The following is a 26,992-nucleotide window of genomic DNA, read 5'->3' as shown; positions in this document are numbered from 1 at the left end:
CGTCTTTTATCGTCGGTCTATCGAAAGAGCAAGCCGCCTTTTGCGGGTCATCGGGGCCTCAGAAAGGCTTGACGATGACCAGGACGACGATGACGATCATCAACAATGTGGGGATCTCGTTGACGATCCGCCAGTGCCTTGCCGCTTTTTCGTTGCGGTCTTCGGAAAACTTGCGCACGGCCCCGGCCAAATAGCCATGAACTGCGGAGAGGCAAAGCACCGCCGCGATCTTGGCATGCAGCCAGCCGCCCTGAAAACCAAAGCCTTTCCAGGCGAGCCAGAGGCCGAATACCCAAGTGATGACCATGGCCGGGTTGATGATGCCCCGCAACAGGCGTCGCTCCATCACCTTGAAGGTTTCCGACTGGACGGACCCCCTCTCCGCGTCGGCATGATAGACCAGCAGCCGCGGCAGATAGAGCATGCCAGCCATCCACGAGATGACGGCTATCACATGGATGGCCTTTGCCCACGGATAGAAATCGTCCGGCCCGAACAGGAACAGAAGCCCGGCCAGGACGAAGAAAATGACGATGGAGATCGCCGCCCGCCGCATTGCGATGGCTCCACCGTCGGTATTGTCTGTCCCAGCCATCAGCGCGACGCGCTCCGCACCATTTTCACCATCGCCTGGACATGCGCGACCGGCGTCTCCGGCGTGATGCCGTGGCCGAGATTGAAGATCAGCGGCCCATCGCCCAGCGCCTTCAGGATAGCCCCGACGCCGTCGGCAAGTGCCTTGCCGCCTGCGACCAGCCGCAACGGATCGAGATTGCCCTGCACGGCCCCGCTGCGCTGCAGTTCCTTCGCCATCGTCAGCGGCACGGTCCAGTCTAGCCCGAGCCCCGTCACGCCGGTCTTCTGGCGATAGCTCTGGTAGTGGGCACCGGCGCCCTTCGGAAAGCTGATGATTGGAACATCCGGATGAACGGCCCTCACCTTTTTGACGATCTCCGCCACCGGGCGAACGCAGAACAAATCGAAAGACGCCTCGTCGAGTACGCCGGACCAGGAATCGAAAATCTGCACCACATCGGCGCCGGCCTCGATCTGGCCGATGAGATAGGCCGCGGAGTGATCGGCGAGCACTTCAAGCAATCGCGAAAAAGCTGCCGGCTCGCGATAGGCAAAGAGCCGCGCCGGCGCCTGGTCCGGCGTGCCATGTCCGGCGATCATGTAGGTGGCCACCGTCCACGGCGCGCCGCAGAAACCGATCAGCGTCGTTTCATCAGGCAGTTTTCTCCGCAATCGCCTCACCGTCTCGTAGACCGGTTCGAGATTCACGTGAAACGTTTCGACCTCGAGAGCCGCTATTTCGGCAGCCGTGATCGGCGTCAGCACTGGCCCGCGTCCTTCCTCGAAGCGGACTTCACGGCCAAGCGCATGCGGCACGACAAGGATATCGGAAAACAGGATCGATGCGTCAAAGCCAAAGCGCTCGATCGGCTGCAGCGTCACTTCCACGGCAAGGTCGGGATCGTAGCAAAGATCGAGGAACGATCCGGCTCGCCTGCGCGTCTCCCGATATTCCGGCAGATAGCGGCCGGCCTGGCGCATCATCCAGAGCGGCGGCGGAAACGTTGCCCTGCCTCTCAACACGTCCAGCATGATGCGATTTTCAGGCATTCAGCGCTCGCCTCTCCGGCCTTCTCTATAATCAAATATCTATTTCTAAAGAATCTTCTGATTCTAAGAGTCTGTTGGTACTGGTGGTTGTCACCTGTCCAGCTTTGCCCTGACAAAGGCCAGCCAGCATATTGTCGCGTGCTTCTCAGCCGGGATTGGAGGGCTCTGTGGAAAGTCGAGAATTTCCGACAGGAGTCAATGGCTTGCCGCCGGTGCAATGAAAACCGCCCTGTGGATGGGGCAAGGGTGGAAATACCCGTCCCCGGATTTGTCCCCAGCCGCCCGACGAAGCTGACAGCACATCGAATTGTGGACAAACTGGCATCTGATACAGTCCGCCCGGCTGGCGGATTTCTCCCTCCGGCCTTATCCACATCGGCCCACAGCCTGGAACGGAACCCTGTGAACAAACCCCAGAGCTTCTTTCACCTTCACCTGATTTCCGACGCCACCGGCGAAACGCTGCTGGCTGCCGGCCGCGCCGCCTCAGCGCAGTACAAGGATGCACGCGCCATCGAGCATATCTATCCGCTCATCCGCACTGAAAAGCAGGTGACGAAAGTGTTCGAGGACATCGAGGAGGAGCCGGGCATCATTCTCTACACCGTCGTCGACCAGAAGCTCGCCCGCGGCATCGACGAGCGCTGCGCTGCCATGGGCCTGCCTTGCGTCTCCGTGCTGGAGCCGGTGCTGACCGTGTTCCAGTCCTATCTCGGCACGCCGGCCGGCCGCCGCGTCGGCGCCCAGCATGTTCTCGACGCCGAATATTTTCGCCGCATCGATGCGCTCAACTTCACCATGGAGCATGATGACGGCCAGCTGCCGGCCAACATGGACGATGCCGACATCGTGCTTATCGGCATCTCGCGCACCTCGAAGACGCCGACGAGCATCTATCTCGCCAACCGTGGCATCAAGACCGCCAACATCCCGATCGTGCTCGGCGTGCCGGTGCCGGAAAGCCTGGTCAACGCCAGGAGGCCGTTGATCGTCGGCCTGGTCGCCACCGCCGAACGCATCTCGCAGGTCCGCCAGAACCGCATCCTCGGCAACACCAGCGCCTATGAGCCGACCGACTATGTCGACCGCGCCGCGATCGCCGAAGAGCTTGCCTATGCCCGTCAGATCTGCACCCGGCACGGCTGGCCGATGATCGATGTCAGCCGCCGTTCGATCGAGGAAACGGCGGCGGCGATCGTTGCCCTGCGCGGCAAGACACGCTAGGGCGTGTTGATATTCAGGTGATGCCGGCCTGCGAACGGCGGTTCCCTGCGCTTCCGGTACTCACGGACCCAAATGTCCGCTCCGTTCCGGTTCTCGGAACCCACCATTCTCGGCTCGGCCTGACCTGAATCTCGACACGCCCTGGGCGTGTGCCAAAATCAAGGCGCGAAAATCATGGCCGAAAAAATCATCCTTGCCTCGGGCAGTCCGTTCCGCAAGACGCTGCTTGTCAATGCCGGCGTCGCGGTCGAGGCGGTTCCTGCCGCGGTCGATGAACGCGCGCTCGAGGCACCGTTGCAGGACAGCGGCGTGTCGCCGGAGGATGTCGCCCTGATCCTCGCCGAAGCCAAGGCCACCGAGGTCAGCGAACGAAAGCCCGGCGCCCTCGTGCTCGGCTGCGACCAGACGCTGTCGCTCGGCGACGAGGTCTTCCACAAGCCTGCCGATATGGAAGGCGCGCGCCGTCACCTGCTGACGCTGTCGGGAAAGACCCACCAGCTCAACAGCGCCGTCGTTCTGGCCCGAGACGGCGCGGTTCTGTGGCGGCATGTCGGCGTGGCCAGCCTGACCATGCGCAAGCTCGATCCGGCCTTCATCGGCCGCCATCTGGCGCGTGTCGGTGCCAAGGCATTGTCCAGCGTCGGCGCCTACCAGATCGAAGGCGAGGGTATCCAGTTGTTCGAAAGAATAGAGGGCGACTATTTTACCATTGTCGGCCTGCCGCTTTTGCCGGTGCTGGCCGAACTCCGCAGCCTCGGAGCCATCGATGGCTGAGGCATCGAAAAAAGCCTTCGTCACCGGCCACCCGATCGCGCATTCGCGGTCGCCAAAGATCCACGGCTATTGGCTGGCGAAATACGGCATCGACGGCAGCTACCAGGCCATCGATGTCACGCCGGAAGATTTTGCCGCATTCCTGAAAAAGCTCGAGGTGAATGGCTATCGGGGCGGCAACGTCACCATTCCGCACAAGGAGGCCGCCTTTGCGCTGGTCGCCCGCCACGACGAGGCGGTCGAACAGATCGGTGCCGTTAACACGTTGTGGTTCGAGGACGGCGAATTGTGCGGTGGCAACACCGACGGTCACGGCTTTGCCGCCAATCTGGACGACCATGCGCCGGGCTGGGCGGCAAACGGGCCGGCCGTGGTGCTTGGCGCCGGTGGTGCGTCGCGCGCGGTCATCCACGCATTGAAGCAGCGCGGTGTTGGTGACATCCGCATCGTCAACCGGACGCTTGCCCGGGCAGAGGAACTGTGCCGCCGCTTCGGTGCCGGCGTTTCGGCCCATGGCGTGGCTGCGACCGGTGAACTGCTTGCCGACGCCGGCCTGCTGGTCAACACCACCGCGCTCGGCATGCACGGCAATGAAGGCCTGTCCGCCGAACCGGCCGGGTTGCCGGACCATGCCATCGTCACCGATATCGTCTATGTGCCGCTGCAGACGCCGCTGCTGGCGGCAGCCAGGGCACGCGGCCTGAAGGCGGTCGACGGGCTCGGCATGTTGCTGCATCAGGCGGTGCCTGGCTTCGAGCGCTGGTTCGGCACCAGGCCGGAAGTCACTCATGAGCTGCGGCAGCTGATCGTTGCCGATATCGGCACAAGACAATGATCGTGCTCGGCCTCACCGGATCGATCGGCATGGGCAAGTCGACCACGGCGAAGATGTTTGCCGAGGCTGGCGTGCCCGTCCATGATTCCGACGAGACCGTACATCGTCTCTATGCCGGCAAGGCTGCTCCCCTGATTGAGGCGGCCTTTCCCGGCACTACCAGGTCCGGTTCGGTCGATCGCACAAAGCTAACCGAGCGGGTGATTGGCGATGCAGCCGCACTGAAAAGGCTGGAAGCGATCATCCATCCGCTTGTCCGCGCCGACGCCGACGCCTTTCTCGCACGTAACCGTGCTGCCGCCGCGCCGCTTGTGGTTCTCGACATCCCGCTGCTGTTCGAAACCGGCGGCCGGGACCGTGTCGACAAGGTCGTGGTCGTCACCGCGCCGGCCGATGCCCAGCGCGCCCGCGTGCTGGCGCGGCCGGGCATGACGGAGGAAAAACTGGCATCGATCCTGGCCCGGCAGGTTCCCGACGCCGAAAAGCGCCGGCGTGCCGATTTCGTCATCGACACCGGACAAGGCTTTGATGCCGCACGTGCGGCGGTCAACAAGATCGTTGCCGAATTGTCCGGAGATAAGTTCGGCAAGCCAGGCTGCTGACGATTGCCGTCAGCTGTGGTCAGCATTTCCCATTGCCATTTTGCGCCGGAGCATGATTCTGCTCTTTCAGAGTGGACTGATTCGATGCGCGAAATCATCTTCGATACGGAAACCACCGGCCTCGATACACGCGACGACCGCGTCATCGAGCTTGGCGGCGTCGAGCTGGTCAACCGCTTTCCGACCGGCCGCAGCTTCCACAAATTCATCAATCCACAAGGACGTCCGATTCACCCGGAAGCGCAGGCCGTGCACGGCATCAGCGCCGCCGACCTGGTTGGCAAGCCGACTTTCGTGGAAATCGCCGACGAATTTCTCGCCTTCATCGACGGTGCCAAGCTTGTCGCCCACAATGCCGGCTTCGATATCGGTTTCCTCAATCTCGAATTCGGCCGGCTTGGCCATCCGGCCATTGATCCCGGGCGTGTCGTCGACACGCTTGCACTGGCGCGGCGCAAGCATCCGATGGGCCCCAATTCGCTGGATGCTCTGTGCCGACGTTACGGCATCGACAATGGCCACCGCACCAAGCACGGCGCTTTGCTCGATTCGGAATTGCTGGCCGAGGTCTATATCGAGCTTATCGGCGGCAAGCAGGCGGCGCTCATCCTCGACAGCGTCGCGTCACCTTCTGCCGGCAGGGCAGATGTCGACGACATCGACATTTCGATCGGCGTCCGGCCGATCCCCTTGCCACCTCGCCTGACCGACGCCGAACGCGCCGCACACGCCGGCCTGGTCGGCACGCTTGGTGAAAAGGCGCTGTGGCTGCGCGTCGCCGCAAACTAACATCCCGCCTTCGTAGTCCCAGGGCGGAGCAGGAGCGAAGCGACGTCGCGGAGACCCTAGAATGACGAAGGCATGGACGATGGCGGCGCGCCCCCATGGCCGGTGGCTCCTGTGACGAGGATCACTGTGCCGCTCCACGTTGCCGCTTGACGCTCATATATCCCTGTGGTTATACGTCAATCATAGCCATCAGGTTATCGATCCCAAATGCCGAACGCTCACGATGTGCTCTTCAGAACGCTCGCCGATCCGACCCGGCGGGCTCTCTTCGAACGACTGTGCCGCGAAGGAGAGCAGACGGTCGGGGCCCTGACAGCTCAGTCCGGGGTCTCGCAACCGGCCGTGTCAAAGCATCTTGGCGTTCTCAGGCTGGCCGGGCTGGTACGCGACCGCCATGAAGGACGACAAACCCATTATAGCGCTCAGCTCGGCGCGCTTGCCCCGCTGATCGACTGGACAAGCCAGATGGCCGGGTTCTGGCAGAGCCGGTTCGACGACCTCGAAGACCTGCTCAAAAGGATGGACCAGTGAACGAAACGTCGACCGAAACGCGCTCCGTCGTTGTCGAACGGGAGATCGCTTATCCACCCGAAAAGATCTGGCGCGCGCTCACGCAACCACACTTAATCGAGGAGTGGCTCATGAAGAACGACTTCAAGCCTGTCGTGGGCCACAGTTTCAATCTTCGCGGAGACTGGGGCGGCGTGTTGGACTGCGAGGTCCTCGCCGTCGAGCCGAACAGAGCGCTGTCCTATGCTTGGAATTTTGCGCACGACGATGCGGCCTACAATCTGAAGAGTGTGGTGAACTTTACGCTCACACCAACGAGCACGGGGACCCACCTGCGCATGGAGCAGTCGGGCTTCCGGCCGGATCAGAAGCAGGCCTTCGGAGGCGCCAAGGCAGGGTGGCAGCAGTTCTTCGCAAAGCTGGAGCAGGTCCTGGCGCGGACAGATTGAAGTCCGCCGGCACAAGCCGGGCCAGTTCACAGAGCGGCACACCCCGAACGTGACAACGGAGGAATACCAATGAAGATCAAGTTGACCAGCGTCTACGTGGACGATCAGGAAAAGGCTCTGCGCTTCTACACCGAAGTGCTGGGCTTTACCAAGAAGGCCGATTTCAGCAATGGGCCGTTTCGCTGGCTGACCGTGGCCTCGCCCGACGAGCCGGACGGAACCGAGCTGCAACTCGCGCTCAACGACAATCCCGCGGCCAAGGCCTACCAGCAAGCCATATTCCAGCAGGGCCAGCCCGCGGTCATGTTCTTTACCGACGACGTCAAGGGCGACTGCGAGCGCATCAAGGCGCGCGGCGCCGAGTTCTCCATGCCGCCGACCGAAGTAACCGGCTCGACCATCGCCCAGCTGAACGACACCTGCGGCAATCTCATTCAAATCACCCAGCTGGCGCGCTGGTAGGGTGCATGTTCAACAGCACGAGCGCCGCCAACAGGCTCGCCCGATCCGATGAGGCTCGTCTCCAAGGGAGGTCCCATTGAACTGGAACAAGTGGGTTCGGCAGATCCACCGTTGGCTGTCCATTGCCTTTACGGTGACCGTCATCGCCAATTTCGTCGCCATGGGACTGGGTGAGCCTCCCGCCTGGGTGGTCTACTCGCCACTGCTTCCGCTCTTCCTGTTGCTGTTTACTGGCCTCTATATGTTCGTGCTGCCATATGCCGCCAGGTGGGGCAGCGAGCGAAGCACCGACGCATAGGAGATGAACACAATGGCCGACAAGACGTCCAGGAAGTCGGCGAAGGATGCAAAGATGGCCGCCGCCAAGCGGGCCGCTGCGAAGCCGGCCCTCCTTGCGGGCGGCAACCCCCAGATCGCGAAGGCCGACGGCGACGCTCCCGTGCAGGCTTACATCGCGACCATGCCGGGCTGGAAAAGCGACGTCGGGCGCCGCCTCGACGCGCTCATCGAGCGCACCGTCCCCGACGTGCGCAAGGCAGTCAAATGGAACTCGCCCTTCTATGGCATCGAGGGCCGGGGCTGGTTCCTCAACTTTCATTGCTTCACGAAGTACGTCAAATTGGCTTTCTTCCGCGGCACGTCGTTGCGTCCTCCTCCTCCCGGCGAGTCCAAACATAAGGAAGTGCGTTATCTCGACATACATGAGCACGACCAGCTCGACGAGGAGCTCGTGGCGAGTTGGATCAGGCAGGCATCGGAGCTGCCCGGCTGGGTCCCGTAGCGCGGGCAGGGATCTTCAACCAGTCTCCCGTGTTCAGCCCAAGAAACAAGATGAACGGAAAGGAGGGAACATCATGAGCAAGAGCGCGCCCCAGGAAGGAAAGTCTCCATCTCAGATGATAGACGGCAGGATCAGGGAGTTGGGCGACTGGCGGGGCGAGCTGCTCTCTCGGCTCCGCGCATTGATCAAGCAAGCCGACCCCGAAGTGGTCGAGGAGTGGAAGTGGAGAGGGGTTCCGGTGTGGGAGCACGCCGGAATGATCTGCACCGGTGAGACGTACAAGAGCGTCGTCAAGATGACCTTCGCCAAGGGCGCCTCGTTGGAGGACCCTTCAGGCCTCTTCAACTCCAGCCTCGAAGGCAACACCAGGCGTGCCATCGATTTCCATGAGGGCGACAGGATTGATGAGAAGGCGTTGACGGCGCTCATTCGCGCCGCTGTGGCCCTGAACACGGCCCGATAGTCGAATCCGGCGCCTCACGGGCCTATCCCGGCCGGCGCGATGTCCGCCGCTCTTCGTTCCATTGAGCCTGAAGGGAAGCTCTTACCTCGGGATGCCCGAAATGCCGCTCCTCGTGCACCGTTCCGATGGCTTGCTAGCCGGGGCGCGACTCGATCCAGCCTCCCCTAGGAGGCATCTCGAATCCAACCGCTTTGTAGACAGCGCCTAGCTCACCTTGACCTTGGCGGCGGCCTGATCCTCGGCAAGCTTCTGCTGGAACATCTGCGCGAAATCGATCGGGTCGAGCATCAAGGGCGGGAAGCCGCCATTGCGCGTCGCCTCGGCAATGATCTGCCTGGCGAACGGGAACAGCAGCCGCGGGCATTCGATGAACAGGATCGGCAGCATGTGTTCCTGCGGAAAACCGCTGACGTTGAACACGCCGCCATAGACCAGCTCGACATTGAACAGCACTTCCTGGTCGAAGGAAGCCTTGGCGTTCAGCGTCAGGTTGACGTCGAACTGCTTGTCGGAAAGCGGGTTGGCGTTGACATTGACGTTGATGGCGATGCCCGGAGCCTTGTCGCGGCCGCGCAGCGAATTCGGCGCGCCAGGGCTTTCGAAGGACAGATCCTTCACATATTGGGCGAGCACGTTGAGCGAGGGTTGCGCTCCGTTGCCGTTGCCGTTGCCGGCGCCGACCGGCGCGTCATCTTTGCTGGCCATGAGCCTTGTCCTTTTGCCTAGGCAGCATTGCTACCGGATTGAAACCGGGGGTTCGCTATCATGGTCGGCCGCCCCGGTAAAGGACTACTCGTCCTTGAGGCGGCGCCAGGGAGAATTGTGATCCGGTCCGCGCGAATAGTCGTCGGCGCGCGAATAGTCGCCGTCGTCGAGATCGATGGTCTTGCCGCGCTGGCGGGCGCGAAAACCGCCGGCACTGAAATCGGTCGCCAGCACGATGCGGCCTTTCAGCGTCCGCCAGGCGAGATCGCGGACCGGCGGCAGCAACAGCAGAATGGCCAGGATATCGGTGATGAAACCGGGGATGATCAGCAGGATCGCCGCCAGCACCATCATGGCGCCATGCGCGAGCTGGCGGCTTGGATCGCGTCCGGCGTCCATTTCGGCGCGCACGCGTGCCATGACGCCGAAACCCTGGTGCCTGAGCAGCAGGCTGCCGGCGATGCTCGAAGCCAGCACCAGGCCGACCGTCGCCAAGGCGCCGACCTGGCGGCCGACAATGACGAGGCCAGCGATTTCCAGCAGCGGAAGCGCGACGAGGAACAGGGGAAGGAACGAAATGCGCAAATCTTGACCGATCGTTTCCAGGTTTTGCCGGCCGGCGAGCAATCGCCGCTGGCACTGAGGCTGTTAGATAGGTATGCCTGCCTTTGATTTGAATGATTGCGCCTGGCGTTCTATATGCTTTGGATGTTTAACGCTATGCGATCGCGGCCTCTGCTGGCGGCGGTCCGGCCGGGACAGGGATCGATTGGCGGAAGATATGGGTTTCTTCGACTTCGGCACAATTTTCTTTTTGATTGCGGCGGTTGTGATCTTTTTCCAGCTGCGCAATGTGCTCGGTCGCCGCACGGGAAGCGAACGCCCGCCCTTTGACCCTTATACGGCGGGCCGGACGCGCGAAGACGCTGCCCAGAAATCCGAGAATGTGGTCTCGCTGCCGCGCAAGCGGATGCCGGGAGACGCTGCCGGCGACACCTACGCGGCAATCGATGCCTTTGCCAAGCCTGACAGCGATCTCAACAAGGGCCTGCGGACGATCAAGGACAACGACCCGGCATTCGATCCGAAGACCTTCGTCGACGGCGCCAAGATGGCCTATGAGATGATCGTCATGGCCTATGCCGATGGCGACCGCAAGACGCTGAAGAACCTGTTGTCGCGCGAGGTCTATGACGGATTCGTCGCTGCAATTGGCGACCGCGAGGCGAAATCGGAAAAGATCCAGTCCTCCTTCGTCGGCATCAACAAGGCCGACATCGTTTCCGCCGAGATGAAGGGCGGCGAGGCCCACATCACGCTGCGCATCGTCAGCGAGCTGATTTCGGCGACCCGCGACAAGGCCGGCGCTGTCATCGACGGCGATCCCGAGACCGTCGCCGAGGTCAAGGATGTCTGGACCTTTGCCCGCGACACGCGCTCGCGCGATCCGAACTGGAAGCTTGTCGCCACCGAAGAAGAAGACTGAAACCGATGCATGTCGCCTAAAAGTGCGCAGCGGTTTTGGGACAACGACATGCGTGAAAACAAGGACTCAAAGCGCGTCGCATGAATCTCTTCAAACGCGATGCGCTTTAAACGGCGGCTGGCGCTTCGTGTCGCTATCTCAGTCATTCAGCGAAAAATCCTTTGGCGAGCTGCCCGGTTGGGATGAGGACGATCACCTGGCGGCCTTCGTCGCCTTTCGCCGTTCGGCCTTTCATGTCCTGGCCAGGCCGTATCGCTCCGGCGCGCTCGGTGTCGACTTCAATGCTTTTGCCGAAGCCTATGCGGAAGCGCGCGCCGTTTCGTTTCCGGATCGGTCTTCGCTTTCGAATCGGCCCCCGCTTTCGAATCGGTATGAAGCGCGCGGCTTCTTCGAGCGCCATTTTACCCCGGCCCGCATCGGCGCCGAAGACGGCGGGCACGGTCTTGTCACCGGCTTCTACGAGCCGGTGGTCGAGGCTTCGCCGGTCCGGACAGCACGATTTGCGGTGCCGCTGCTGTCTCGCCCGGCCGATCTCATCGACATCGACGATGCCAACCGGCCGTTTGGCATGGACCCCTATCTCGCCTTCGCCCGTGATACGCCGAACGGGCCGGTCGAATATTTCGACCGCGGCGAGATCGAGCGCGGCGCGCTTGCCGGCAAGGGCCTGGAGATCGCCTGGCTCGCCGACAAGGTCGACGCCTTTTTCATCCATGTGCAGGGCGCGGCGCGGCTGAACATGACCGACGGCCGGCTTTGCCGCGTCACCTATGCCGCGAAGTCCGGTCAGCGTTTCACCGGGCCCGGCAAGATCCTGAGTGCAACAGGCGAAATCCCGTTGGAGAAAGTGACGATGCAGTCGATCCGCGCCTGGTTCAAGGCGCATCCGGATCGCATCGACGAGATCCTCTGGCGCAACCGCTCCTATATTTTCTTTCGAGAAGCGGCGGTCGATGACGCAGCACTTGGCCCGATCGCCGCCGCCAAGGTCCCGCTGACGCCGGGCCGCTCGATCGCTGTCGACCGCCTGCTCCACACATTCGGCACGCCCTTCTATATCGACGCGCCGTCGCTGACTGCCTTTGACCAAAAGCCGTTCCGGCGCCTGATGATTGCGCAGGACACCGGCTCGGCCATCACCGGGCCGGCCCGCGGCGACCTGTTCACCGGCTCGGGCGATGCCGCCGGCGAGATCGCCGGTGTCGTCCGCAACGCTGCCGATTTTTATGCGCTGATCCCGCGCTCCCTTTTCAGGGAGGCGGACCGATGACCCGTCGCATCGACAGGCTGAGTGAGGACGACCGGGTGCTGTGGAACTTGGTTGCGCGCACCGCCAAGCCGTTGAAGGGCAGAACCGCGGTCGAGATTCCGAATCTCGGCCCAGAGATCGACGACACTGCCAAGTCAGCGCCGCCGCCGGCACAGGCCGCCGGCGCAGCAGCCGGTGTCGCGAAGCCAAAGGCACAGCATGTTTCCCATGCGCTCGACGAGCCGACGCTGGAGAAGCTGTCGAAGGGCCGGCTGCCGATCGAAGGTCGCGTCGACCTGCACGGCTTGACCCAGGACCAGGCCTATTCGCTTTTGTTTTCATTCCTGCACCGGGCGCATGCCGGCGGCATCCGCTATGTGCTGGTCATCACCGGCAAGGGCTCTTCGTCGGGTGGCGACGGCGTGTTGCGACGCGCCGTGCCGGCCTGGCTGTCGACGCCGGCTTTCCGGCCGCTGGTCTCCAGCCATGACCATGCTGCCCGCAACCACGGCGGCTCCGGCGCGCTTTACGTCCGCTTGCGGCGGCCGCGCCAATGAGGACATGCCCGTGATGAGGACAAGCGCGTGACCCCATTTGGCGAAAAGCTTCGCGCGCTGCGCAGCGAGCGCGGCGTCAGCCAGAAGGCGATGGCCGAGGCGATCGGCGTCAGCGCCGCCTATCTGTCGGCGCTGGAGCATGGCCGCCGGGGCGCGCCGACCTGGACGCTGATCCAGAAGATCATCGGTTATTTCAACGTCATATGGGACGATGCCGAGGAACTCGCGCGCCTGGCCGAGACCTCTCATCCGCGCGTCAAGATCGATACGTCTGGCCTCAGCCCCGCCGCCACCGAACTTGCCAATCTTCTGGCCGAAAACATCGAGAAGCTGGACGATGCCGAGCTTCGCCGCATCACCGCATCGATCCGCACCGCGCTTGGCCAGCGGAAGTGAATCTGTTCGCCTGAAAAAATTTACTGGACCGAGCCGACCAGAACCTGTTGGCCACCGCGTATCGAAACCCAGCGGCCGGTATTGTCGATCGCCTGGCGCTTGAGGAAGCGATAGCCGGTCGCGTCCCACAGCCGCACCTTGTTGGTCAGATTGTCGAGGACGTAGTCGCCCTTGTCGGTGCGCACCGTCAGCACCGCATGGCCCTCGCCGTCCGGCTTGCGCACCACAGTCATCAGCAGATCGGCAAGCGACATCCCCATGCGGTAAAGCTCACGGCGCTTTTCCAGAACATAGTCCTCGCAGTCGCCGACGCCCTTGTCGGGATAGGCCCAGACTTCGTCCCTGCCATAGATTTCGTAGTCGCTCACCGGCTTGACGGCGGCGTTGACACTGGCGGTGACGTTGATCAGCTTGCGCATCAGCGCATCGGTCATGGTGGCGGGAGCAAGGTTGCTGGAGCGGATCGAGCATTCGGCCGGATTGCCCCTGCAGAAATCATAGTGTCCGATCGGTTGCGAGGTAGCGCCGCCGATCATCATCGCCCCGGCCGCCGAAGCCGGCGCCGCCCAGTATCCAGAAATCACCAGCCCTGCTACTGCGCACGCACGCAGGGTCCGTGCCATCGGTGAGGAAGTCATTGTCCCCCGTTCGCCCCGTTTGTTAATGAAAGGTTAAGGGCGATTTACACTCCGTGTCAATTATGGCGACAATCAGATTGATGGCATGGTTACCTGCACCGCCCTTACAGCGGCCATTGTGCAACAGGCCGACTGGACCATGATCCCGAACCGAGGGACCGCGTCAGCGAAAAATGGTAACCGGTTTTCCGGAAAAGATCGTGGTAAAACAGAAAGATAAACTCCATCCAGATTTTATCAGGACCGATCAGGCGCCGGCGCGCGGAGGCCGCTATCTCTCGACTCCGCCTTTACCTGGCTTCGCGTCAGGTTTTGGCGGGGCGGACCAGCTTGGGCTTCGCCGCAACGCGGTTCTGGCGGCCGTAGCTGGTGATGAAGTCGACGATGCGCGGCACGATTTCGGAGCGGAACCGCGAGCCGTTGAAGACGCCGTAGTGGCCGACCGCCGGCTGCACATAGTGAGCATGCCTGTCGGCAGGGATGTTGACGCATAGGTCGTGCGCCCCCTGGGTCTGGCCAAGGCCGGAAATATCGTCGTTCTCGCCCTCGATGGTGAAAAGGGCGACATTGCGGATCGCCGCAGGATCGATGGCCGCGCCGCGATGCATCATCTCGCCCTTCGGCAGGGCATGGCGGACAAACACGGTATCGACGGTCTGCAGATAGAACTCCGCCGTCAGATCCATCACCGCCAGGTATTCGTCGTAGAAGTCGCGGTGCTTCTCGGCATTGTCGCCATCATGCTTCACCAGGTGCATGAAGAAGTCCTTGTGGGCGATGATGTGGCGGTCGAGGTTCATGCTCATGAAGCCCGAAAGCTGCAGGAAGCCGGGGTAGACGTCGCGGCCGAAACCGGGAACCGGCCAGGGCGCCTGCATGATGACGTTGTCGCGGAACCAGTCGATGCCCTTTTCCTCGGCCAGAAGGTTGACCGCCGTCGGATTGCGCCGCGTATCGATTGGCCCGCCCATCAGCGTCATGGTCGAGGGAACGAAGGGGTCGCCCTTTGCTTCCATCAGCGCCACCGCCGCCAGCACCGGCACCGAGGGCTGGCAGACCGCCATGACATGGGTGTCGGGCCCTAGCGCATGCAGCATGTCGACGATGTAGTCGATATAGTCGTCGAGGTCGAAGCTACCGTCCGCAAGCGGCACCATGCGGGCATCGACCCAGTCGCTTATGTGCACGTCGGCATGCGGCAGCATCGCTTCGACCGTGCCGCGCAGCAGTGTTGCATAGTGGCCGGACATCGGCGCCACGATCAACAGCTTCGGATCCGGCCGGCGCCCGGCGGGAACCGCCCGCTCGAAACGGATCAGGTTGCAGAAGGGCCGCGACCAGACGGTCTTTTCGGTGACGTCGACGCTTTTCCAGTCGACCACGGTCTTTGTCAGGCTGAAATGCGGCTTGCTGTAGCGGCGCGTGGTGCGCTCGAACAATTCGGCGGCTGCCGCGACCGAGCGGCCCAAGGACGTATGCGAAAACGGGTTGAGTGGATTCGTATAAAGTAACCGCACCGCATCGGCATAGAGGCGGGCGGGCTGCAGGGCAGCATGGTTCATTTCATAGAGCTGGTAGAACATCAAGAACCCCGCTGCTGCTGCCTGGGACCAAAGGGACGACGAGCAGCGCCGAGCCTTGAATGTCTCGCGGCGAAGTTAACAACAAATTGCTGCGATGCAATACGTCACGTCGCGTGATTAATGCTTATCCTTTCGTCCAAGATATTGAAAATCCGCCTCGAACGGCGACAGCCGGCTCAATGTGCGACCGCGAAGGCAGAGCGCCGCGCGTCCAATCGGGCGCGCAAAGGACATGCGCTAGGGAGGAGCAGGAACGTGTCCGGCCGCAGCCGGACACCACAAAGGTCAGACGCGCGCCATGCACACGGCGGTATGGCCCGAGCCGATGAAACCGAGCTGGCTGGCGGCACCCCTCGAGAGGTCGAGCACGCGCCCCCTGATGAACGGGCCGCGATCGTTGATGCGCACGACGACGCTGCGGCCGTTGTTGCGGTTGGTCACTTTGAGCTTTGTACCAAAAGGCAAGCTGCGGTGCGCAGCGGTCAATGCGGACGGGTTCATGCGTTCGCCGGAAGCGGTCCTGGAGTGCAGTGCGTACCATGACGCGCGACCGCATTGGGCCGCAGCTGGGGAGATGGATGCGCCGACCATCAGGCCAGCCGCAACCGTCACCGCGACAAGCGCGGTCTGGTTGGGTCTCTTCATATTTGAGGGGTGGCTCCGTTTTTTGAACAGACCCCAGCCGTTAAGGGGCGAATATGGCGCGAAATGCGGCATTGATCTGGCGGTTCCGTGGCGGCAGCACACGTTTGGAGTCGGCAGGAAACAGTTTGTCAGAGGTCTTCCGTGACACGACGGCGTGGTTTTGATGATCTTCGCGCCGATATCCGGGATGGCTTTGACAAGATCGGACGTTAATATCCAAGTAGAGATGGGCGTGACTGGATCGCTTCCTTCCGCTCTCTCATCGCCGCCATGGCGCAGTTGACGATCGACTTGGGAAGGGAATTCCGCCGATGAGACTAATCAAAAATCTGCTGGCGTTGATTGTGCTCGGCCTCGGCGCGCTGTGGTCGCTGCAAGGCCTCGGCATTGTCCAGGGAAGCTTCATGACCGGCCAGTCGCAATGGCTCTATATCGGCATCGTCACCATGCTGGTCGGCCTGGCAGGACTGGCCTGGGCGAACCGTTCGCGCATCTGACGGCGTTGGCCAGTAGAAGAGGGTTAGGCACGGACAAACGGTTCCGCCCCGATCATTGCGACCAGTATTGCCAGGCCCAATAGAAACTTTCGTCACGCGGCGGCAGGCGGTTGCGCTCGGCATCGAGGCGGACAGGCGTAGGCGACCCGGTCTCGTTTTCGGGCAGCTGTCTGTCCTTGGCCCGGATGAGGCGAAGCCAGTTGCCGAAATGCGTGAACAATACAGCGATGGAATGGCTCATCGTCATCTCTCCCCGGTTGCAGTTCATTCCTTTCCCGCCCACGGAACGAGCCCGTGCTCGATTCTGCGGATGATGAATTCCAGCACGAAGGCGATCACCGCGATCACCAGGATCCCCATCACCACCACGTCGGTGACAAGGAACTGGGCGGCCGACTGGATCATGAAGCCAAGCCCGCGCGTCGCCGCTACCAGCTCGGCAGCGACTAGCGTCGACCAGCCGGCGCCGAGTGCGATGCGCAGGCCGGTCAGGATCGAGGGCAGCGCGCTGGGCAGCATCACATGCCGCACAAGCTGCATCCGCGTGGCGCCAAGCGAGCGGGCCGCGTTGATGCGCTCCTGCGAGACGCCGCGAACACCCGATGCGGTCGACAGCGCCACCGGCGCCAGCATGGCGATGGCAATCACCAGGATCTTGGACGGTTCGCCGATACCGAACCAGATGATGACCAGTGGCAGGTAGGCGAGCGGCGGGATCGGCCGCATGAATTCCAGCAGCGGATCGAAGATGCCGCGGCCGACAGTGCTGATGCCGATGGCCAGCCCGACCGGAACGCCGACGACAACGGCCGCGATCAAGGCCGCGAACACCCGCCATAGGCTGGCGGCGATATGCTGGATCAGCGTCGCGTCGACAAAGCCGTCGCGGGTAACGACGACGAATTTGTTCCAGACGGCCACGGGCGAGGGCAGGAATACTGACGACACCAGTTGCAGGTGGGCCGACAGCGTCCATGCCGCCAGCACCACCAGAAGGGTGACGGCGCTGACCATGCGTGCCGAAACCCCGCTGCGTTTCGGACGCGGCCGCGACCATGGCACCGACAAGGCGTCGACCCCGTCGGACTTGGCGTGTGGGCGCTCGCTGTAGGAGGTAACAGTCACGCTGCCTCTCCTTCGAAGATAGCGTCGGTTAGCTCGCCGCGGGCCGCCGCAAAGGCAGGGTCGGCCTTGATGCTGCGAATGGCTTCACCGGCTGCGTAGCGCCGGCTGAAGCCGGTTTCGAAAGTCCGCACGACGCGCCCGGGACCGGGAGCCAGGACGACGATGCGGGTGGCCAGCACCAAGGCTTCCTCGATGCCGTGCGTGACCATCAGCACGCCGACATGGCTTGCCGTCCACAGGTCGAGCAGCGTTGTCTGCATACGCTCGCGGGTCAGCGCATCGAGCGCGCCCAGCGGCTCGTCGAGCAGCAGAAACTCAGGTTCGGCGGCCATTGCCCGCGCCAGGCCGACACGCTGGCGCATGCCTCCGGAAAGTTCCCAGATGCGCTTGTCGCCGGCGCCGTCAAGCTTGACCAGCGCCAGCAGCGCATCGGCGCGGTGCGCCCGCTCGCCCAGTCGCACGCCGCGCAACCGAAGCGCAAAGGCGACGTTCTCGCGCGCCGCCAGCCACGGAAACAGCGCATCGTTCTGGAACACCACGGCCCGGTCCGAGCTCGGCGCGGTGATCGGCCTGCCGCCGATCGTGGCGCCGCCATGCACCGGCTCGACCAGGCCCGCCGCGACGTTGAGCAGCGAGGTCTTGCCGCATCCGGAGCGGCCGACCAGGACTACGAAATCACCCTTGGCGACATCGATCGATACGCGTTCGACGGCCGGCGCCGCCTGGCCGTCATAGTGAACCGAGACTTTATCAAGCACGAGATGCGTCATGGGACCCCGCAGAAGTTCTGTGAACATCTGCCTGCCCGAAACCGCTCCTCGTTAGAGCGACGTGCGTCCAATTGGATGCACAAAGTACGCTCTAACACTTTGGATCTCCGCATCGTGCTTTCCGAAAATCGAATTCGATTTTCGGGCCGATGCGGTAGCGGTTCCGGGGCGGGCAGCACCCGGCGTCAGAGAAGAAGAACCGCGCGTCTAACACTTTGAGTCTGCGCATGATCCTTTCCGGAACCGGAAACGGTTCCGGGGTCATGCGCTCAGTTCGAAGCGAGAGCTTCGCTAACGTATTTCGACGATACGTATTTCGAGTAATCCGGCAGCACGGCGTCGATCTTGCCCTGCTCCTTCAGGAAGGCGGATGCCGCCTCGATCGCCTTGACAGTGCCGCCGCCGAGGAACTTGTCCGAGGCCTCTTCCTCCAGCGTCGGGAAGACATAGCCCTTGAGCAGTTGCGGCACGTCCTCCAGCTTGGCGCCGGTGATCTTGGCGATCTTTGCCGCTTGTGGTGACGACACCGACCAGGCATCTGGCTTGGCCAGGAACTCGGCATAGGCAGCGCCTGTCACCTTGACGAAATCGCGCACCGCCTCGGGGTTCTTTTCGGCGAAATCGGTCCGCACGATCCAGGCGTCGAAGGTTGGCGCGCCCCATGCGGCGACCTGCGAGGAGTCTAGCACGACCTTGCCCGAATTCTTGATCTGGCCGAGCGCCGGATCCCAGACATAGGCAGCGTCGATGTCGCCGCGCGCGAAAGCCGCTGCGATTTCCGGCGGCCGCAGATTGAGGATTCCGACCGACTTCGGATCGACGCCTTCATGCTTCAGCGCGGCGAGCAGGCTGTAGTGTGTCGTCGAGACGAAGGGCACGGCCACCTTTTTGCCGGCGAGGTCGGCTATTTTCTCGATGCCGGCGCCGTTGCGGGCGACAAGCGCTTCGGATTCGCCGATCAGGCCGACAACGAAGATGGTCTGGATGGGAAGCTCGCGGCTGGCTGCCGCCGCCAGCGGGCTCGATCCGACATAACCGATGTCGACCGAACCGGAAGCCACCGCGGCGATCACATCGGCGCCGGATTCGAATTTCCGCCAGTCTATAGCCGCCTTGGTTGCGCTCTCGTAGACGCCGTCTGCCTGCGGCACTTTCGAGGGCTCGACCACCGTCTGGTAGCCGATGGTGATCTTGAGGCCGTCGGCATGGGAGGGGTCGAGGAAGGCGGCGCCTGCAAGTGCTGCCGACGACAGGAGAACGATGCGTCGCGTAATGGTGGACATGAAGGGCTCCATGAAAAAAGAAAACCGATTGCCCCACTATAGTCATCTAATTCTATCGCTCTTGTAGAGTTAAATCCTTCCAACCAAGGCGGGCTTGTTAGAAAAAACCACCGATGAGATGCCGCCGAGGCGGATAGGCGGCTGCTTGCGGCTACATTGCCCGGCGGCGCATAGCTTCTCGGACGGCTCGTCGATGCAAAGCCCGCAGCGAACAAGAATTCCTGCTCTGGCGGCAGCTCGGCAAAATCATGCTGCAAAAAGCCGAGAAATTGAAAGCGTGTTCAACGTGTTCGCGGTTAAGTACAGTATTCTTATCGACATTGAGGAGTAGGAGGAGACGATGAGCGAGCATATCGCGGCGATCGCCCGCGGCCTGCATCGGCCTTCGAAGTCGGCGCAAGCCATGACCACCGACCGTGTCCTCGGGAGAAGTGCCTCCGTTTCATTCGCCGTACTGCCGCCGTCAGGATGCATTTTTGTGCCCTCAAGGGCACAAAGCCTGGCCAGAACAGCTTGAAAGCCAAGCAAATTCAACGTTTCGGGCAAATTCAACGTTTCGGCTTGTATATCATGTCACTAGAATTTATGTGTCATGGAAGCTTGGACGCGGCGGGGAGGCACGCCAGCGTTTCGCAACTGACGGCGCTGCGCCGTCGCATAACAGAGAAACGTTCGTTTCATGCTCACGAAAAAGGGCAAGTACGGCCTCAAGGCGCTCGTACATCTCGCGCAATTGCCGGTTGGACAGCTCGCCTTCGTCAACGACATCGCTACCGGAAACAACATTCCGAAGAAGTTTCTCGATGCCATCCTCGGCGAATTGCGCAACGCTGGTTTCGTCCAGAGCCGCAAGGGCAAGGAAGGTGGTTACCGGCTGGCGCGCCCGGCAGATGAAATCAAGGTCGGCCACGTCGTACGCGTGCTCGACGGGCCGCTTGCCCCGATTCCCTGCGCCAGCCGCACCCAATATCAGCGCTGCGAAGATTGCAACGAGGCGACATGCCAAGTCAGACATGTGATGCTGGAGGTTCGGCAAGCGATCGCCGAGGTGCTGGATCAGCGCAGCCTCGCCGAGATGCGCGATATCGCCGGCGACGACGATCTTTCGGTCGCGCTGAAAATCCAGGCCTGAACCAACAACTCCTGAACCGACGACTCCCGAGCCGGCAGGCGCCCGGGCAACAGGTGCGCGTGTGACTGGGCGCGCAACTTCATCGATCATCATTGTCGGCGGCGGCGCCAGCGGCGTCGTCCTGGCCGCGCATCTCTTGAAATCGCCCAATCCCGATCTTCGCGTCACGCTCATCGAAAAGCGTCCGCATTTCGGACAGGGCATCGCCTATTCCACGCTGTTGTCGGCGCATGTGCTGAACGTCAGCGCGGCCGGCATGAGCGCCTATGCCGACGATCCCGGCAACTTCTCGCGCTGGCTGCTTGAACGCGGCCTGGTGACCCCGGAGCAGGCGCCGGTCTATGCGCCGCGCAGCCTCTATGCCCGCTACCTGAAGGAATTGCTGGACGATCTCGAAGCGCGTGAACAGCAGACGGGCCGCCTTCGCCTGATCCGCGAGGAGAGCCTGTCAATCTCGCCGACCGCATCCGGGGTCGAGGTGGCGCTGGCCAACGGCACCAGCGTCGTCGCCCATCTTGCCGCGCTCGCGACCGGCCACGACGAGGAGCCGGGCGCCGGCCAGGGCCACGCGATAAGGATGGGCTCGGAGGCCGACACTGCGCTTGCCGAGGACAGCCGCGTCCTGGTGCTGGGCACCGGCTTGAGCATGGTCGACGCTTTCCTGTCACTTGAGCAGCGCGGCCATCGCGGCGAGATCGTCGCGGTGTCGCGGCGCGGCCTGCTGCCTTCGCCGCACCGCAAGGGCAACCCGATCAAGCTCGACGTCGCCGACATTCCGCTCGGCACCCAGCTTTCCTATTTTGTCGGATGGTTCCGCGACCTGATCAGGGAAAACCAGAAGGCCGGCATCGACTGGCGCGATGTGGTCGACGGGTTGCGGCCGTTCAACCAGAAGATCTGGCAGAACTGGCCCTCCTCGGCCAAGCGCCGCTTCGTCGAACACACCAAGGCATGGTGGGACATCCACCGCCACCGCATGGCGCCTGAGGTCTACGCCGGCGTCACCGAAGCGGTCCAGTCGGGACGCATCCGTCTTGTCGCCGGGCGCGTCGTCGACATCACGCCGGGTGGCGGATTTTCAGTGCAGGTCCAGTCCCGCCACACCCAGCAACTCGAGACGTTCGACGTCGCCCGCATCTACGATTGCACCGGCATCGCCAGGGATATCTCGACCACATCGAACAGCGTGGTGAGGTCGCTGGTCGACCGCGGGCTGGCGCGGCCGGATCCGCTGCGCCTCGGCCTCGACGTGACCGCGAATTGCGAGGTCATCGCCAGCGACGGCACCGTGTCAGCCAAGATCCTGGCGGTCGGGCCGCTGACGCGGGGCACCTTCTTCGAGATCGACGCCATCCCCGACATCCGCGTCCAGTGCGCTCGGCTGAGCAAACAACTGCTGGGGTGAAGGCAGAACCTGTTGATGCCGGCGGGACAGCACCCCCCTGGCCGGGTGGGAAGGATCACTGCAGAAGTCGTTGGGCTGAGACCACCGGCAGCGGAAGGCTGGAATTGCATTCCTCGTCTGGCCGATTGATTGGCACGATCTATCTTCTTTCAGACTGCAAACGGCTGGAAAAGACGATGGGCTGTCCGCCGACCCACAGGCGGTTGCTCACTTCTAACCATGGAGCATCAGCATGAGCGTGCACAAGATCGCCGCACAGGACAGTGCATCGTCCCGCCTGCGTCCGCCCTATTCGTCGGTTCTCGACCTGATCGGGCAGACGCCCGTCGTCGAGCTGACCAAATTCGACACCGGCAAGTGCCGGCTGTTCGTCAAGCTCGAAAGCCAGAATCCCGGCGGCTCGATCAAGGATCGCATTGCACTATCAATGATCGCCGCCGCCGAAAGAGAGGGCAAGCTCAGGCCCGGCGGCACCATCGTCGAGGCGACCGCCGGCAATACGGGCCTCGGCCTCGCCCAGGTCGGCATCCCCAAGGGTTATCGCATCATCCTCGTCGTGCCGGACAAGATGTCGCGCGAGAAGATCCAGCATTTGCGTGCGCTCGGCGCGGAAGTGCGCATGACGCGTTCCGACGTCGGCAAGGGCCATCCCGAATATTACCAGGACATGGCCGAAAAGATCGCCGCCGAGCTGCCCGGCGCCTTCTACGCCAACCAGTTCGCCAATCCGGCCAATCCGCTGGCCCACGAAACCACCACCGGCCCGGAGATCTATTCGCAGCTCGAAGGTGATGTTGATGCGGTGGTCGTCGGCGTCGGCTCGGGCGGCACGCTGACCGGGCTTGGCCGCTTCTTTTCGAAAAAATCGCCGAAGACCGAGATGGTGCTGGCCGATCCGGTCGGCTCGGTGCTGGCGCCGTTGATCAAAACCGGCAAGATGCAGGAGGCCGGAAGCTGGACCGTGGAAGGCATCGGCGAGGATTTCGTCCCGCCGAATGCCGATCTGTCGCTGGTCAAGAAAGCCTATTCCATCCCCGACAAGCAGAGCATGCTGGCCGTCCGCGACCTGCTTGCCAAAGAGGGCATCCTCGCCGGCTCGTCGTCCGGCACGCTCCTGTCGGCGGCACTTCGCTATTGCCGCGATCAGACCGTGCCGAAACGGGTCGTCACCTTCGTCTGCGACAGCGGCAACAAATATCTGTCAAAAGTGTTCGACGATTTCTGGCTGGCCGAGCAGGGCCTTGCCGAGCGGGAGCAGCATGGCGATTTGCGCGATCTGGTGATGCGCTCGCATCGCACCGGCGACACGGTGTATGTCGGCTCGGAGGAGAGCCTGCTCAACGCCTATGGCCGCATGCGCCGCTCCGACGTCTCGCAGCTGCCGGTGCTGGACGACGGCAAGTTGGTCGGCATCATCGACGAAAGCGATATCCTCGCCAAGGTCGACGGCCCCTATGACGGCCGCTGGGACCGCTTCAGCGCCCCGGTCCGCACGGCTATGACATCCGAGCTGCACACGCTGCAGGCCAGCCAGACGCTCGACGCGTTGCTGCCGGTCTTCGATCGCAACGAAGTCGCCATCATCTTCGATGGCGACGAGTTCATCGGCCTGATAACCAGGATCGACCTGATCAATCATCTGAGGCGCGCACGATGACCGCAGACACAACGCCGTCGGGCAGGAACCGGCTGGCCTTTTCGACGCGCACCATCCATGGCGGCCAGAGTCACGACCCGACGACCGGCGCGGTGATGGTGCCGATCTACGCCACCTCGACCTATGGCCAGCAGAGCCCGGGCGTGCACAAGGGCTTCGAATACGCCCGCAGCCAGAACCCGACCCGCTTTGCCTTCGAGCGCGCGGTCGCCGATCTCGAAAGCGGCTCGGCCGCCTTCGCGTTCGCCTCGGGACTGGCGGCGATCGCCACCGTGTTCGAGCTGCTCGATTCGGGTGCGCATATCGTCGCCACCGACGACATCTATGGCGGCACTTTCCGGCTGCTGGAACGGGTGCGCAAGCGCTCCGCCAACCTCCAGGTCAGCTTTGCCGATTTCACCGATCTTGCCGCCGTCGAAGCAGCAATCCGCCCGGAAACCAGGCTGCTCTGGGTCGAGACGCCGACCAACCCGCTGCTGCGGGTCGTCGATCTCGAAGCGGTCGCAACGCTGGCAAAGCGAAAAGGGCTGATCTCGGTCGCCGACAATACCTTCTGCAGCCCCTATCTGCAGCGGCCGCTGGAACTCGGCATCGACATCGTCGTCCACTCGACGACGAAATACCTCAATGGTCATTCGGACATGGTCGGCGGCGTCGCGGTGGTCGGCGACAACAAGGATCTGGCTGACCGGCTGAAGTTCCTGCAGAATGCCATCGGCGCCATTTCCGGCCCGTTTGACAGTTTTTTGGCGCTGCGCGGCATCAAGACACTGGCGCTGAGGATGGAGCGGCATTCCTCGAACGGCATGAAGATCGCTGAGTGGCTCGAACGCCGCCCCGACGTGCGCCGCGTCATCTATCCCGGTCTTGAAAGCCATCCCCAGCACGTCATAGCCAGAAGGCAGATGTATGCCTTCGGCGGCATGATCTCTGTCGAGCTCGACCGTGACCTCGCCGGCACCAAACGCTTCCTCGAGCGCACGCAGCTGTTCACGCTGGCCGAGAGCCTGGGCGGCGTCGAAAGCCTGATCGAGCATCCGGCGCTGATGACGCATGGCTCGATTCCGGCCGAAAAGCGCGGCGTCATCGGCATTTCCGATTCGCTGGTGCGGCTGTCGGCCGGCATCGAGGACGGCGATGATCTGATCGCCGATCTCGACCAGGCGCTGGCGACCTGAGCGGCTGACCTTCGACGCCGGGCTGGCTTCCATGTTAATGTGACCGCCGTCACAACCCTGCCGGCAGAGGTATTCTGCCTCTGACACTACGAGCTGATCTCATGTCGCGGTGCGGGGACGTCTACGAAAACAAGGTGACCGGGGAATATGCGGTGATCCTGCGCGGCACCGAGGATCGCGGCCAGGGCCCCGGCATTGCCCATCTGATGGCCCGACCGGGAGCCGCGGTGGTGGGCGAACACTTCCACCCTTTCATCGTCGAGAAGTTCACGGTCCTCAGGGGGCGACTCGATGCCCGCATCGCAGGCCGGACCCTGTCGCTCGGACCCGGCCAATTCGCCACTGTCGAAGCGGGGGTTGCGCACGACTGGTGGAACGGCAGCAATACAGACGAAGCGCACGTGCTGGTCGAGGTCGGGCGGGCAAAAGGCGCGGAGCACTTCGATCCGGATCGCTTCGAGCTGCTGATCGGCATGCTGTTCGGCCTCGCCAATGATGGCCAGGTGGACCGGAAGGGAAGACCCTTCCCGCTTCAGGCGGCGGTGATCGCGAGAGAGTTTGCCGACGTCATCGTCTTCACCCAGCCGCCGCCCGCCATCCAGCGGCTGGCACTGGCTATCCTGGCGCCGCTAGCCCGCTGGCTCGGCTACCGGGCCATCATGCCCAGCTATTGCAAGCCGCACGCACATGTGACACCGGCTTCCGATGTCCTCGCTGCGGCAGGGCTTTCCGCGAAATAAAGATCGCCGGCAGGCGCCGGGTGACGGCTTGCTGATCCCGTTGGCAATCGGGACGAATGGTGCCCAGAAGAGAACTCGAACCTCCAAGCTTCAAGTACGGACTTTGCAATTTCAAATTACATTCTAAAGTGTACTGGACTTTGCGATCTCCGGAGGCGTCATGCGCATAATCGTGCTGGGTGGCGGCGTCGTCGGGGTGACGACGGCCTATCAACTGCAACAGGACGGCCACGAAGTCGCGCTCATCGAACGCAACGCGCAAGTCGCCGCCGAAACCAGTTGGGGCAATGCCGGCATGATCGCGCCGGGTCATTCCTTCGTCTGGTCGTCGCCCAGCGCGCCGATGATCCTTTTGAAATCGCTGGTGCTGAGGGATCAGGCGCTGCGTTTCAAGCTCTCGGCCGATCCCAGGCTCTACACGTGGTCCTGGTTGTTTCTCATGCAATGCACCGCCGCCAAGGCGCGGCGCAACACGCTGCTCAAGCATCGTCTTGCCGCCTACTCGCAAACCGTCCTCCGAGAGGTCGTCGCTAGCGAGGCGATCGACTATGACCGCAATGACCGAGGCATCGTCTATTTCCACCGCAGCCAGCAGGCGCTCGACAAGGGGGTCGAGCACATGAAGCTGCTGCAGTCGGACGGGCAAGAGATCGAGGTGCTCGACCGCGAAGGGATCGTCGCGCTCGATCCGTCGCTGGCCTCCGCCAGGGGCAGCATTGCCGGAGGTATCTATTGCCCGACTGACGAAACCGGCGACCCGGCGAAGTTCACCAGGGCGCTGGCGGCAAAGATCGTCGCCCGAGGCGGTGCCATCCACACGGAAACGACGATAACCGGCATTGAAACATCAGGCGACGGCATCGCCCAGGTCCTCACCGACAAAGGGCCATTCAAGGGCGACGCCTATGTGCTTGCGCTCGGCAGCTACAGTCCGGTGCTGGCAAGGAAGATCGGCATCAGCCTGCCGATCTATCCGATCAAGGGCTATTCGCTGACCATCCCGGTCGGCAATCGCCCGCTGCCGCCGACCATCGCCTGCGTCGATGAGCACAATCTGGTTGCCATCTCGCGCTTCGGCGATCGCATCCGCGTCACCGCGACGGCGGAGTTCGCCGGCTACGACACCAGCCACAAGCCCGCCGATTTCGCCTTCATGAAACGGGTGACGGAGGATCTCTACCCCGAGGGCGCCGACTACGACCGCGCCGAAATGTGGGCTGGTCTCAGGCCAATGACCCCGAACAATCTTCCCGCCGTCGGCCGCCGCCGCTTTCGCAACCTGTTCCTCAATACTGGGCACGGCCACATCGGCTGGACCATGTCGCATGGCTCGGCCCGCATTACCGCCGACCTCATCGCCGGCCGGACGCCGGCCATTGCCATGGATGGGCTTTTGAATTGAGCATGATCCCGAAAAGGACCGGTCTTCGG

34 protein-coding genes are annotated in these 26,992 nt (G+C 62.7%); 23 read left to right on the top strand and 11 right to left on the bottom strand.

Annotation, left to right across the window (positions count from 1 at the left end; translation table 11 throughout):
* Nucleotides 1–58: 58 nt before the first annotated feature.
* Together hemJ and hemE are read right to left on the bottom strand one after the other, a co-directional pair.
* Complete coding sequence (gene hemJ, locus EN859_RS24135; RefSeq protein WP_127855158.1) at nucleotides 59–595, bottom strand: protoporphyrinogen oxidase HemJ; 537 nt, start codon at nucleotides 593–595, stop codon at nucleotides 59–61.
* Complete coding sequence (hemE, locus tag EN859_RS24130; RefSeq protein ID WP_127855159.1) at nucleotides 595–1,626, bottom strand: uroporphyrinogen decarboxylase; 1,032 nt, start codon at nucleotides 1,624–1,626, stop codon at nucleotides 595–597. The genes hemJ and hemE overlap by 1 nt, the downstream gene beginning before the upstream one ends.
* A gap of 402 nt (nucleotides 1,627–2,028) precedes the next feature.
* On the opposite strand from hemE, the gene EN859_RS24125 reads away from it, so the two are divergent.
* The 11 genes from EN859_RS24125 to EN859_RS24075 all read left to right on the top strand — a co-directional run bounded on the left by EN859_RS24125 (nucleotide 2,029) and on the right by EN859_RS24075 (nucleotide 8,515).
* On the top strand, nucleotides 2,029–2,850 hold the full coding sequence (locus tag EN859_RS24125; protein WP_127855160.1) for a pyruvate, water dikinase regulatory protein: 822 nt from the start codon (nucleotides 2,029–2,031) through the stop codon (nucleotides 2,848–2,850).
* A 174-nt stretch (nucleotides 2,851–3,024) separates the two neighbouring features.
* Complete coding sequence (locus EN859_RS24120; protein WP_127855161.1) at nucleotides 3,025–3,624, top strand: Maf-like protein; 600 nt, start codon at nucleotides 3,025–3,027, stop codon at nucleotides 3,622–3,624.
* Nucleotides 3,617–4,459: a shikimate dehydrogenase gene (locus EN859_RS24115; RefSeq protein ID WP_127855162.1), complete on the top strand. Its 843-nt coding sequence runs from the start codon at nucleotides 3,617–3,619 to the stop codon at nucleotides 4,457–4,459. Before EN859_RS24120 ends, EN859_RS24115 begins: the two co-directional genes overlap by 8 nt.
* Nucleotides 4,456–5,061: a dephospho-CoA kinase gene (coaE, locus tag EN859_RS24110; protein ID WP_127855163.1), complete on the top strand. Its 606-nt coding sequence runs from the start codon at nucleotides 4,456–4,458 to the stop codon at nucleotides 5,059–5,061. Before EN859_RS24115 ends, coaE begins: the two co-directional genes overlap by 4 nt.
* A gap of 84 nt (nucleotides 5,062–5,145) precedes the next feature.
* Nucleotides 5,146–5,850, top strand: a complete 705-nt coding sequence (gene dnaQ, locus EN859_RS24105) for a DNA polymerase III subunit epsilon (protein WP_127855164.1) — start codon at nucleotides 5,146–5,148, stop codon at nucleotides 5,848–5,850.
* Between the two features lie 207 nt (nucleotides 5,851–6,057).
* Nucleotides 6,058–6,381: a metalloregulator ArsR/SmtB family transcription factor gene (locus tag EN859_RS24100; protein ID WP_127855165.1), complete on the top strand. Its 324-nt coding sequence runs from the start codon at nucleotides 6,058–6,060 to the stop codon at nucleotides 6,379–6,381.
* Nucleotides 6,378–6,809 carry an SRPBCC domain-containing protein gene (locus EN859_RS24095; RefSeq protein ID WP_127855166.1) on the top strand — a complete coding sequence of 144 codons (432 nt, stop codon included), beginning with the start codon at nucleotides 6,378–6,380 and terminating at the stop codon, nucleotides 6,807–6,809. The genes EN859_RS24100 and EN859_RS24095 overlap by 4 nt, the downstream gene beginning before the upstream one ends.
* Nucleotides 6,810–6,878: 69 nt before the next feature.
* Nucleotides 6,879–7,271, top strand: a complete 393-nt coding sequence (locus tag EN859_RS24090; protein WP_127855167.1) for a VOC family protein — start codon at nucleotides 6,879–6,881, stop codon at nucleotides 7,269–7,271.
* Between the two features lie 76 nt (nucleotides 7,272–7,347).
* The gene (locus EN859_RS24085; protein ID WP_127855168.1) at nucleotides 7,348–7,569 is read left to right on the top strand and encodes a hypothetical protein; all 222 of its coding nucleotides are present in this window, start codon (nucleotides 7,348–7,350) and stop codon (nucleotides 7,567–7,569) included.
* Nucleotides 7,570–7,581: 12 nt separating this feature from the next.
* Nucleotides 7,582–8,052, top strand: a complete 471-nt coding sequence (locus EN859_RS24080; protein ID WP_127855169.1) for a DUF1801 domain-containing protein — start codon at nucleotides 7,582–7,584, stop codon at nucleotides 8,050–8,052.
* 73 nt (nucleotides 8,053–8,125) lie between these two features.
* The gene (locus tag EN859_RS24075) at nucleotides 8,126–8,515 is read left to right on the top strand and encodes a DUF1801 domain-containing protein (protein WP_127855170.1); all 390 of its coding nucleotides are present in this window, start codon (nucleotides 8,126–8,128) and stop codon (nucleotides 8,513–8,515) included.
* Between the two features lie 204 nt (nucleotides 8,516–8,719).
* Here the strand turns inward: EN859_RS24075 and secB are convergent, their stop codons facing one another.
* On the bottom strand, nucleotides 8,720–9,220 hold the full coding sequence (gene secB / locus EN859_RS24070; RefSeq protein WP_127855171.1) for a protein-export chaperone SecB: 501 nt from the start codon (nucleotides 9,218–9,220) through the stop codon (nucleotides 8,720–8,722).
* A gap of 84 nt (nucleotides 9,221–9,304) precedes the next feature.
* On the bottom strand, nucleotides 9,305–9,805 hold the full coding sequence (locus EN859_RS24065) for an FxsA family protein (RefSeq protein WP_127855172.1): 501 nt from the start codon (nucleotides 9,803–9,805) through the stop codon (nucleotides 9,305–9,307).
* Between the two features lie 196 nt (nucleotides 9,806–10,001).
* Between EN859_RS24065 and EN859_RS24060 the strand changes: the two genes are divergently transcribed.
* The 4 genes from EN859_RS24060 to EN859_RS24045 all read left to right on the top strand — a co-directional run bounded on the left by EN859_RS24060 (nucleotide 10,002) and on the right by EN859_RS24045 (nucleotide 12,908).
* Nucleotides 10,002–10,706, top strand: a complete 705-nt coding sequence (locus tag EN859_RS24060) for a Tim44/TimA family putative adaptor protein (RefSeq protein ID WP_127855173.1) — start codon at nucleotides 10,002–10,004, stop codon at nucleotides 10,704–10,706.
* 127 nt (nucleotides 10,707–10,833) lie between these two features.
* Nucleotides 10,834–11,976, top strand: a complete 1,143-nt coding sequence (locus EN859_RS24055) for a murein transglycosylase A (RefSeq protein WP_127855174.1) — start codon at nucleotides 10,834–10,836, stop codon at nucleotides 11,974–11,976.
* Nucleotides 11,973–12,512, top strand: a complete 540-nt coding sequence (locus EN859_RS24050; protein ID WP_127855175.1) for a Smr/MutS family protein — start codon at nucleotides 11,973–11,975, stop codon at nucleotides 12,510–12,512. Before EN859_RS24055 ends, EN859_RS24050 begins: the two co-directional genes overlap by 4 nt.
* 27 nt (nucleotides 12,513–12,539) lie before the next feature.
* Complete coding sequence (locus tag EN859_RS24045) at nucleotides 12,540–12,908, top strand: helix-turn-helix transcriptional regulator (RefSeq protein ID WP_127855176.1); 369 nt, start codon at nucleotides 12,540–12,542, stop codon at nucleotides 12,906–12,908.
* Between the two features lie 20 nt (nucleotides 12,909–12,928).
* On the opposite strand, the gene EN859_RS24040 is transcribed toward EN859_RS24045, so the two are convergent.
* The 3 genes from EN859_RS24040 to EN859_RS24030 all read right to left on the bottom strand — a co-directional run bounded on the left by EN859_RS24040 (nucleotide 12,929) and on the right by EN859_RS24030 (nucleotide 15,774).
* A complete protein-coding gene (locus EN859_RS24040) occupies nucleotides 12,929–13,546 on the bottom strand; it encodes a transglutaminase-like cysteine peptidase (protein ID WP_127855177.1) in 618 nt (205 codons plus the stop codon).
* A gap of 305 nt (nucleotides 13,547–13,851) precedes the next feature.
* On the bottom strand, nucleotides 13,852–15,129 hold the full coding sequence (locus EN859_RS24035) for a polyhydroxyalkanoate depolymerase (protein WP_127855178.1): 1,278 nt from the start codon (nucleotides 15,127–15,129) through the stop codon (nucleotides 13,852–13,854).
* Nucleotides 15,130–15,414: 285 nt separating this feature from the next.
* Nucleotides 15,415–15,774, bottom strand: coding sequence for a septal ring lytic transglycosylase RlpA family protein (locus tag EN859_RS24030; protein ID WP_127855179.1), 360 nt, complete (start codon nucleotides 15,772–15,774; stop codon nucleotides 15,415–15,417).
* 311 nt (nucleotides 15,775–16,085) lie between these two features.
* On the opposite strand from EN859_RS24030, the gene EN859_RS38295 reads away from it, so the two are divergent.
* Complete coding sequence (locus EN859_RS38295; protein WP_189502199.1) at nucleotides 16,086–16,271, top strand: hypothetical protein; 186 nt, start codon at nucleotides 16,086–16,088, stop codon at nucleotides 16,269–16,271.
* 52 nt (nucleotides 16,272–16,323) lie between these two features.
* Here the strand turns inward: EN859_RS38295 and EN859_RS24020 are convergent, their stop codons facing one another.
* The 4 genes from EN859_RS24020 to tauA all read right to left on the bottom strand — a co-directional run bounded on the left by EN859_RS24020 (nucleotide 16,324) and on the right by tauA (nucleotide 19,449).
* Nucleotides 16,324–16,512 carry a hypothetical protein gene (locus EN859_RS24020; RefSeq protein ID WP_127855180.1) on the bottom strand — a complete coding sequence of 63 codons (189 nt, stop codon included), beginning with the start codon at nucleotides 16,510–16,512 and terminating at the stop codon, nucleotides 16,324–16,326.
* A gap of 23 nt (nucleotides 16,513–16,535) precedes the next feature.
* On the bottom strand, nucleotides 16,536–17,396 hold the full coding sequence (locus EN859_RS24015; protein ID WP_127855181.1) for an ABC transporter permease subunit: 861 nt from the start codon (nucleotides 17,394–17,396) through the stop codon (nucleotides 16,536–16,538).
* Nucleotides 17,393–18,166: a taurine ABC transporter ATP-binding protein gene (locus tag EN859_RS24010; protein ID WP_127855245.1), complete on the bottom strand. Its 774-nt coding sequence runs from the start codon at nucleotides 18,164–18,166 to the stop codon at nucleotides 17,393–17,395. Before EN859_RS24010 ends, EN859_RS24015 begins: the two co-directional genes overlap by 4 nt.
* A gap of 269 nt (nucleotides 18,167–18,435) precedes the next feature.
* Nucleotides 18,436–19,449 carry a taurine ABC transporter substrate-binding protein gene (gene tauA, locus EN859_RS24005; protein ID WP_127855182.1) on the bottom strand — a complete coding sequence of 338 codons (1,014 nt, stop codon included), beginning with the start codon at nucleotides 19,447–19,449 and terminating at the stop codon, nucleotides 18,436–18,438.
* Between the two features lie 94 nt (nucleotides 19,450–19,543).
* On the opposite strand from tauA, the gene EN859_RS24000 reads away from it, so the two are divergent.
* The 7 genes from EN859_RS24000 (at nucleotide 19,544) to EN859_RS23970 (ending at nucleotide 26,963) form a co-directional block, all read left to right on the top strand.
* A complete protein-coding gene (locus tag EN859_RS24000) occupies nucleotides 19,544–19,780 on the top strand; it encodes a hypothetical protein (protein ID WP_127855183.1) in 237 nt (78 codons plus the stop codon).
* Nucleotides 19,781–20,128: 348 nt separating this feature from the next.
* The gene (locus EN859_RS23995) at nucleotides 20,129–20,581 is read left to right on the top strand and encodes an Rrf2 family transcriptional regulator (RefSeq protein WP_127855184.1); all 453 of its coding nucleotides are present in this window, start codon (nucleotides 20,129–20,131) and stop codon (nucleotides 20,579–20,581) included.
* A 61-nt stretch (nucleotides 20,582–20,642) separates the two neighbouring features.
* Nucleotides 20,643–21,986 carry an FAD/NAD(P)-binding protein gene (locus EN859_RS23990; protein ID WP_127855185.1) on the top strand — a complete coding sequence of 448 codons (1,344 nt, stop codon included), beginning with the start codon at nucleotides 20,643–20,645 and terminating at the stop codon, nucleotides 21,984–21,986.
* A 232-nt stretch (nucleotides 21,987–22,218) separates the two neighbouring features.
* Nucleotides 22,219–23,643 (top strand): pyridoxal-phosphate dependent enzyme, encoded by a 1,425-nt coding sequence (locus EN859_RS23985; protein ID WP_127855186.1) that lies wholly within the window; start codon nucleotides 22,219–22,221, stop codon nucleotides 23,641–23,643.
* On the top strand, nucleotides 23,640–24,821 hold the full coding sequence (locus tag EN859_RS23980) for a cystathionine gamma-synthase (RefSeq protein ID WP_127855187.1): 1,182 nt from the start codon (nucleotides 23,640–23,642) through the stop codon (nucleotides 24,819–24,821). Before EN859_RS23985 ends, EN859_RS23980 begins: the two co-directional genes overlap by 4 nt.
* A 152-nt stretch (nucleotides 24,822–24,973) precedes the next feature.
* Nucleotides 24,974–25,561, top strand: coding sequence for a cupin domain-containing protein (locus EN859_RS23975; RefSeq protein WP_245525681.1), 588 nt, complete (start codon nucleotides 24,974–24,976; stop codon nucleotides 25,559–25,561).
* Between the two features lie 160 nt (nucleotides 25,562–25,721).
* Nucleotides 25,722–26,963: a D-amino acid dehydrogenase gene (locus EN859_RS23970; protein WP_127855189.1), complete on the top strand. Its 1,242-nt coding sequence runs from the start codon at nucleotides 25,722–25,724 to the stop codon at nucleotides 26,961–26,963.
* Nucleotides 26,964–26,992 lie beyond the last annotated feature (29 nt).

It is taken from the genome of Mesorhizobium sp. M00.F.Ca.ET.216.01.1.1 (assembly GCF_004010325.2).
Taxonomy (GTDB): Bacteria; Pseudomonadota; Alphaproteobacteria; order Rhizobiales; family Rhizobiaceae; genus Mesorhizobium.
The sequence above is the reverse complement of the archived record's forward strand: the minus strand, read 5'-3'. Positions and strand labels throughout refer to the sequence as shown.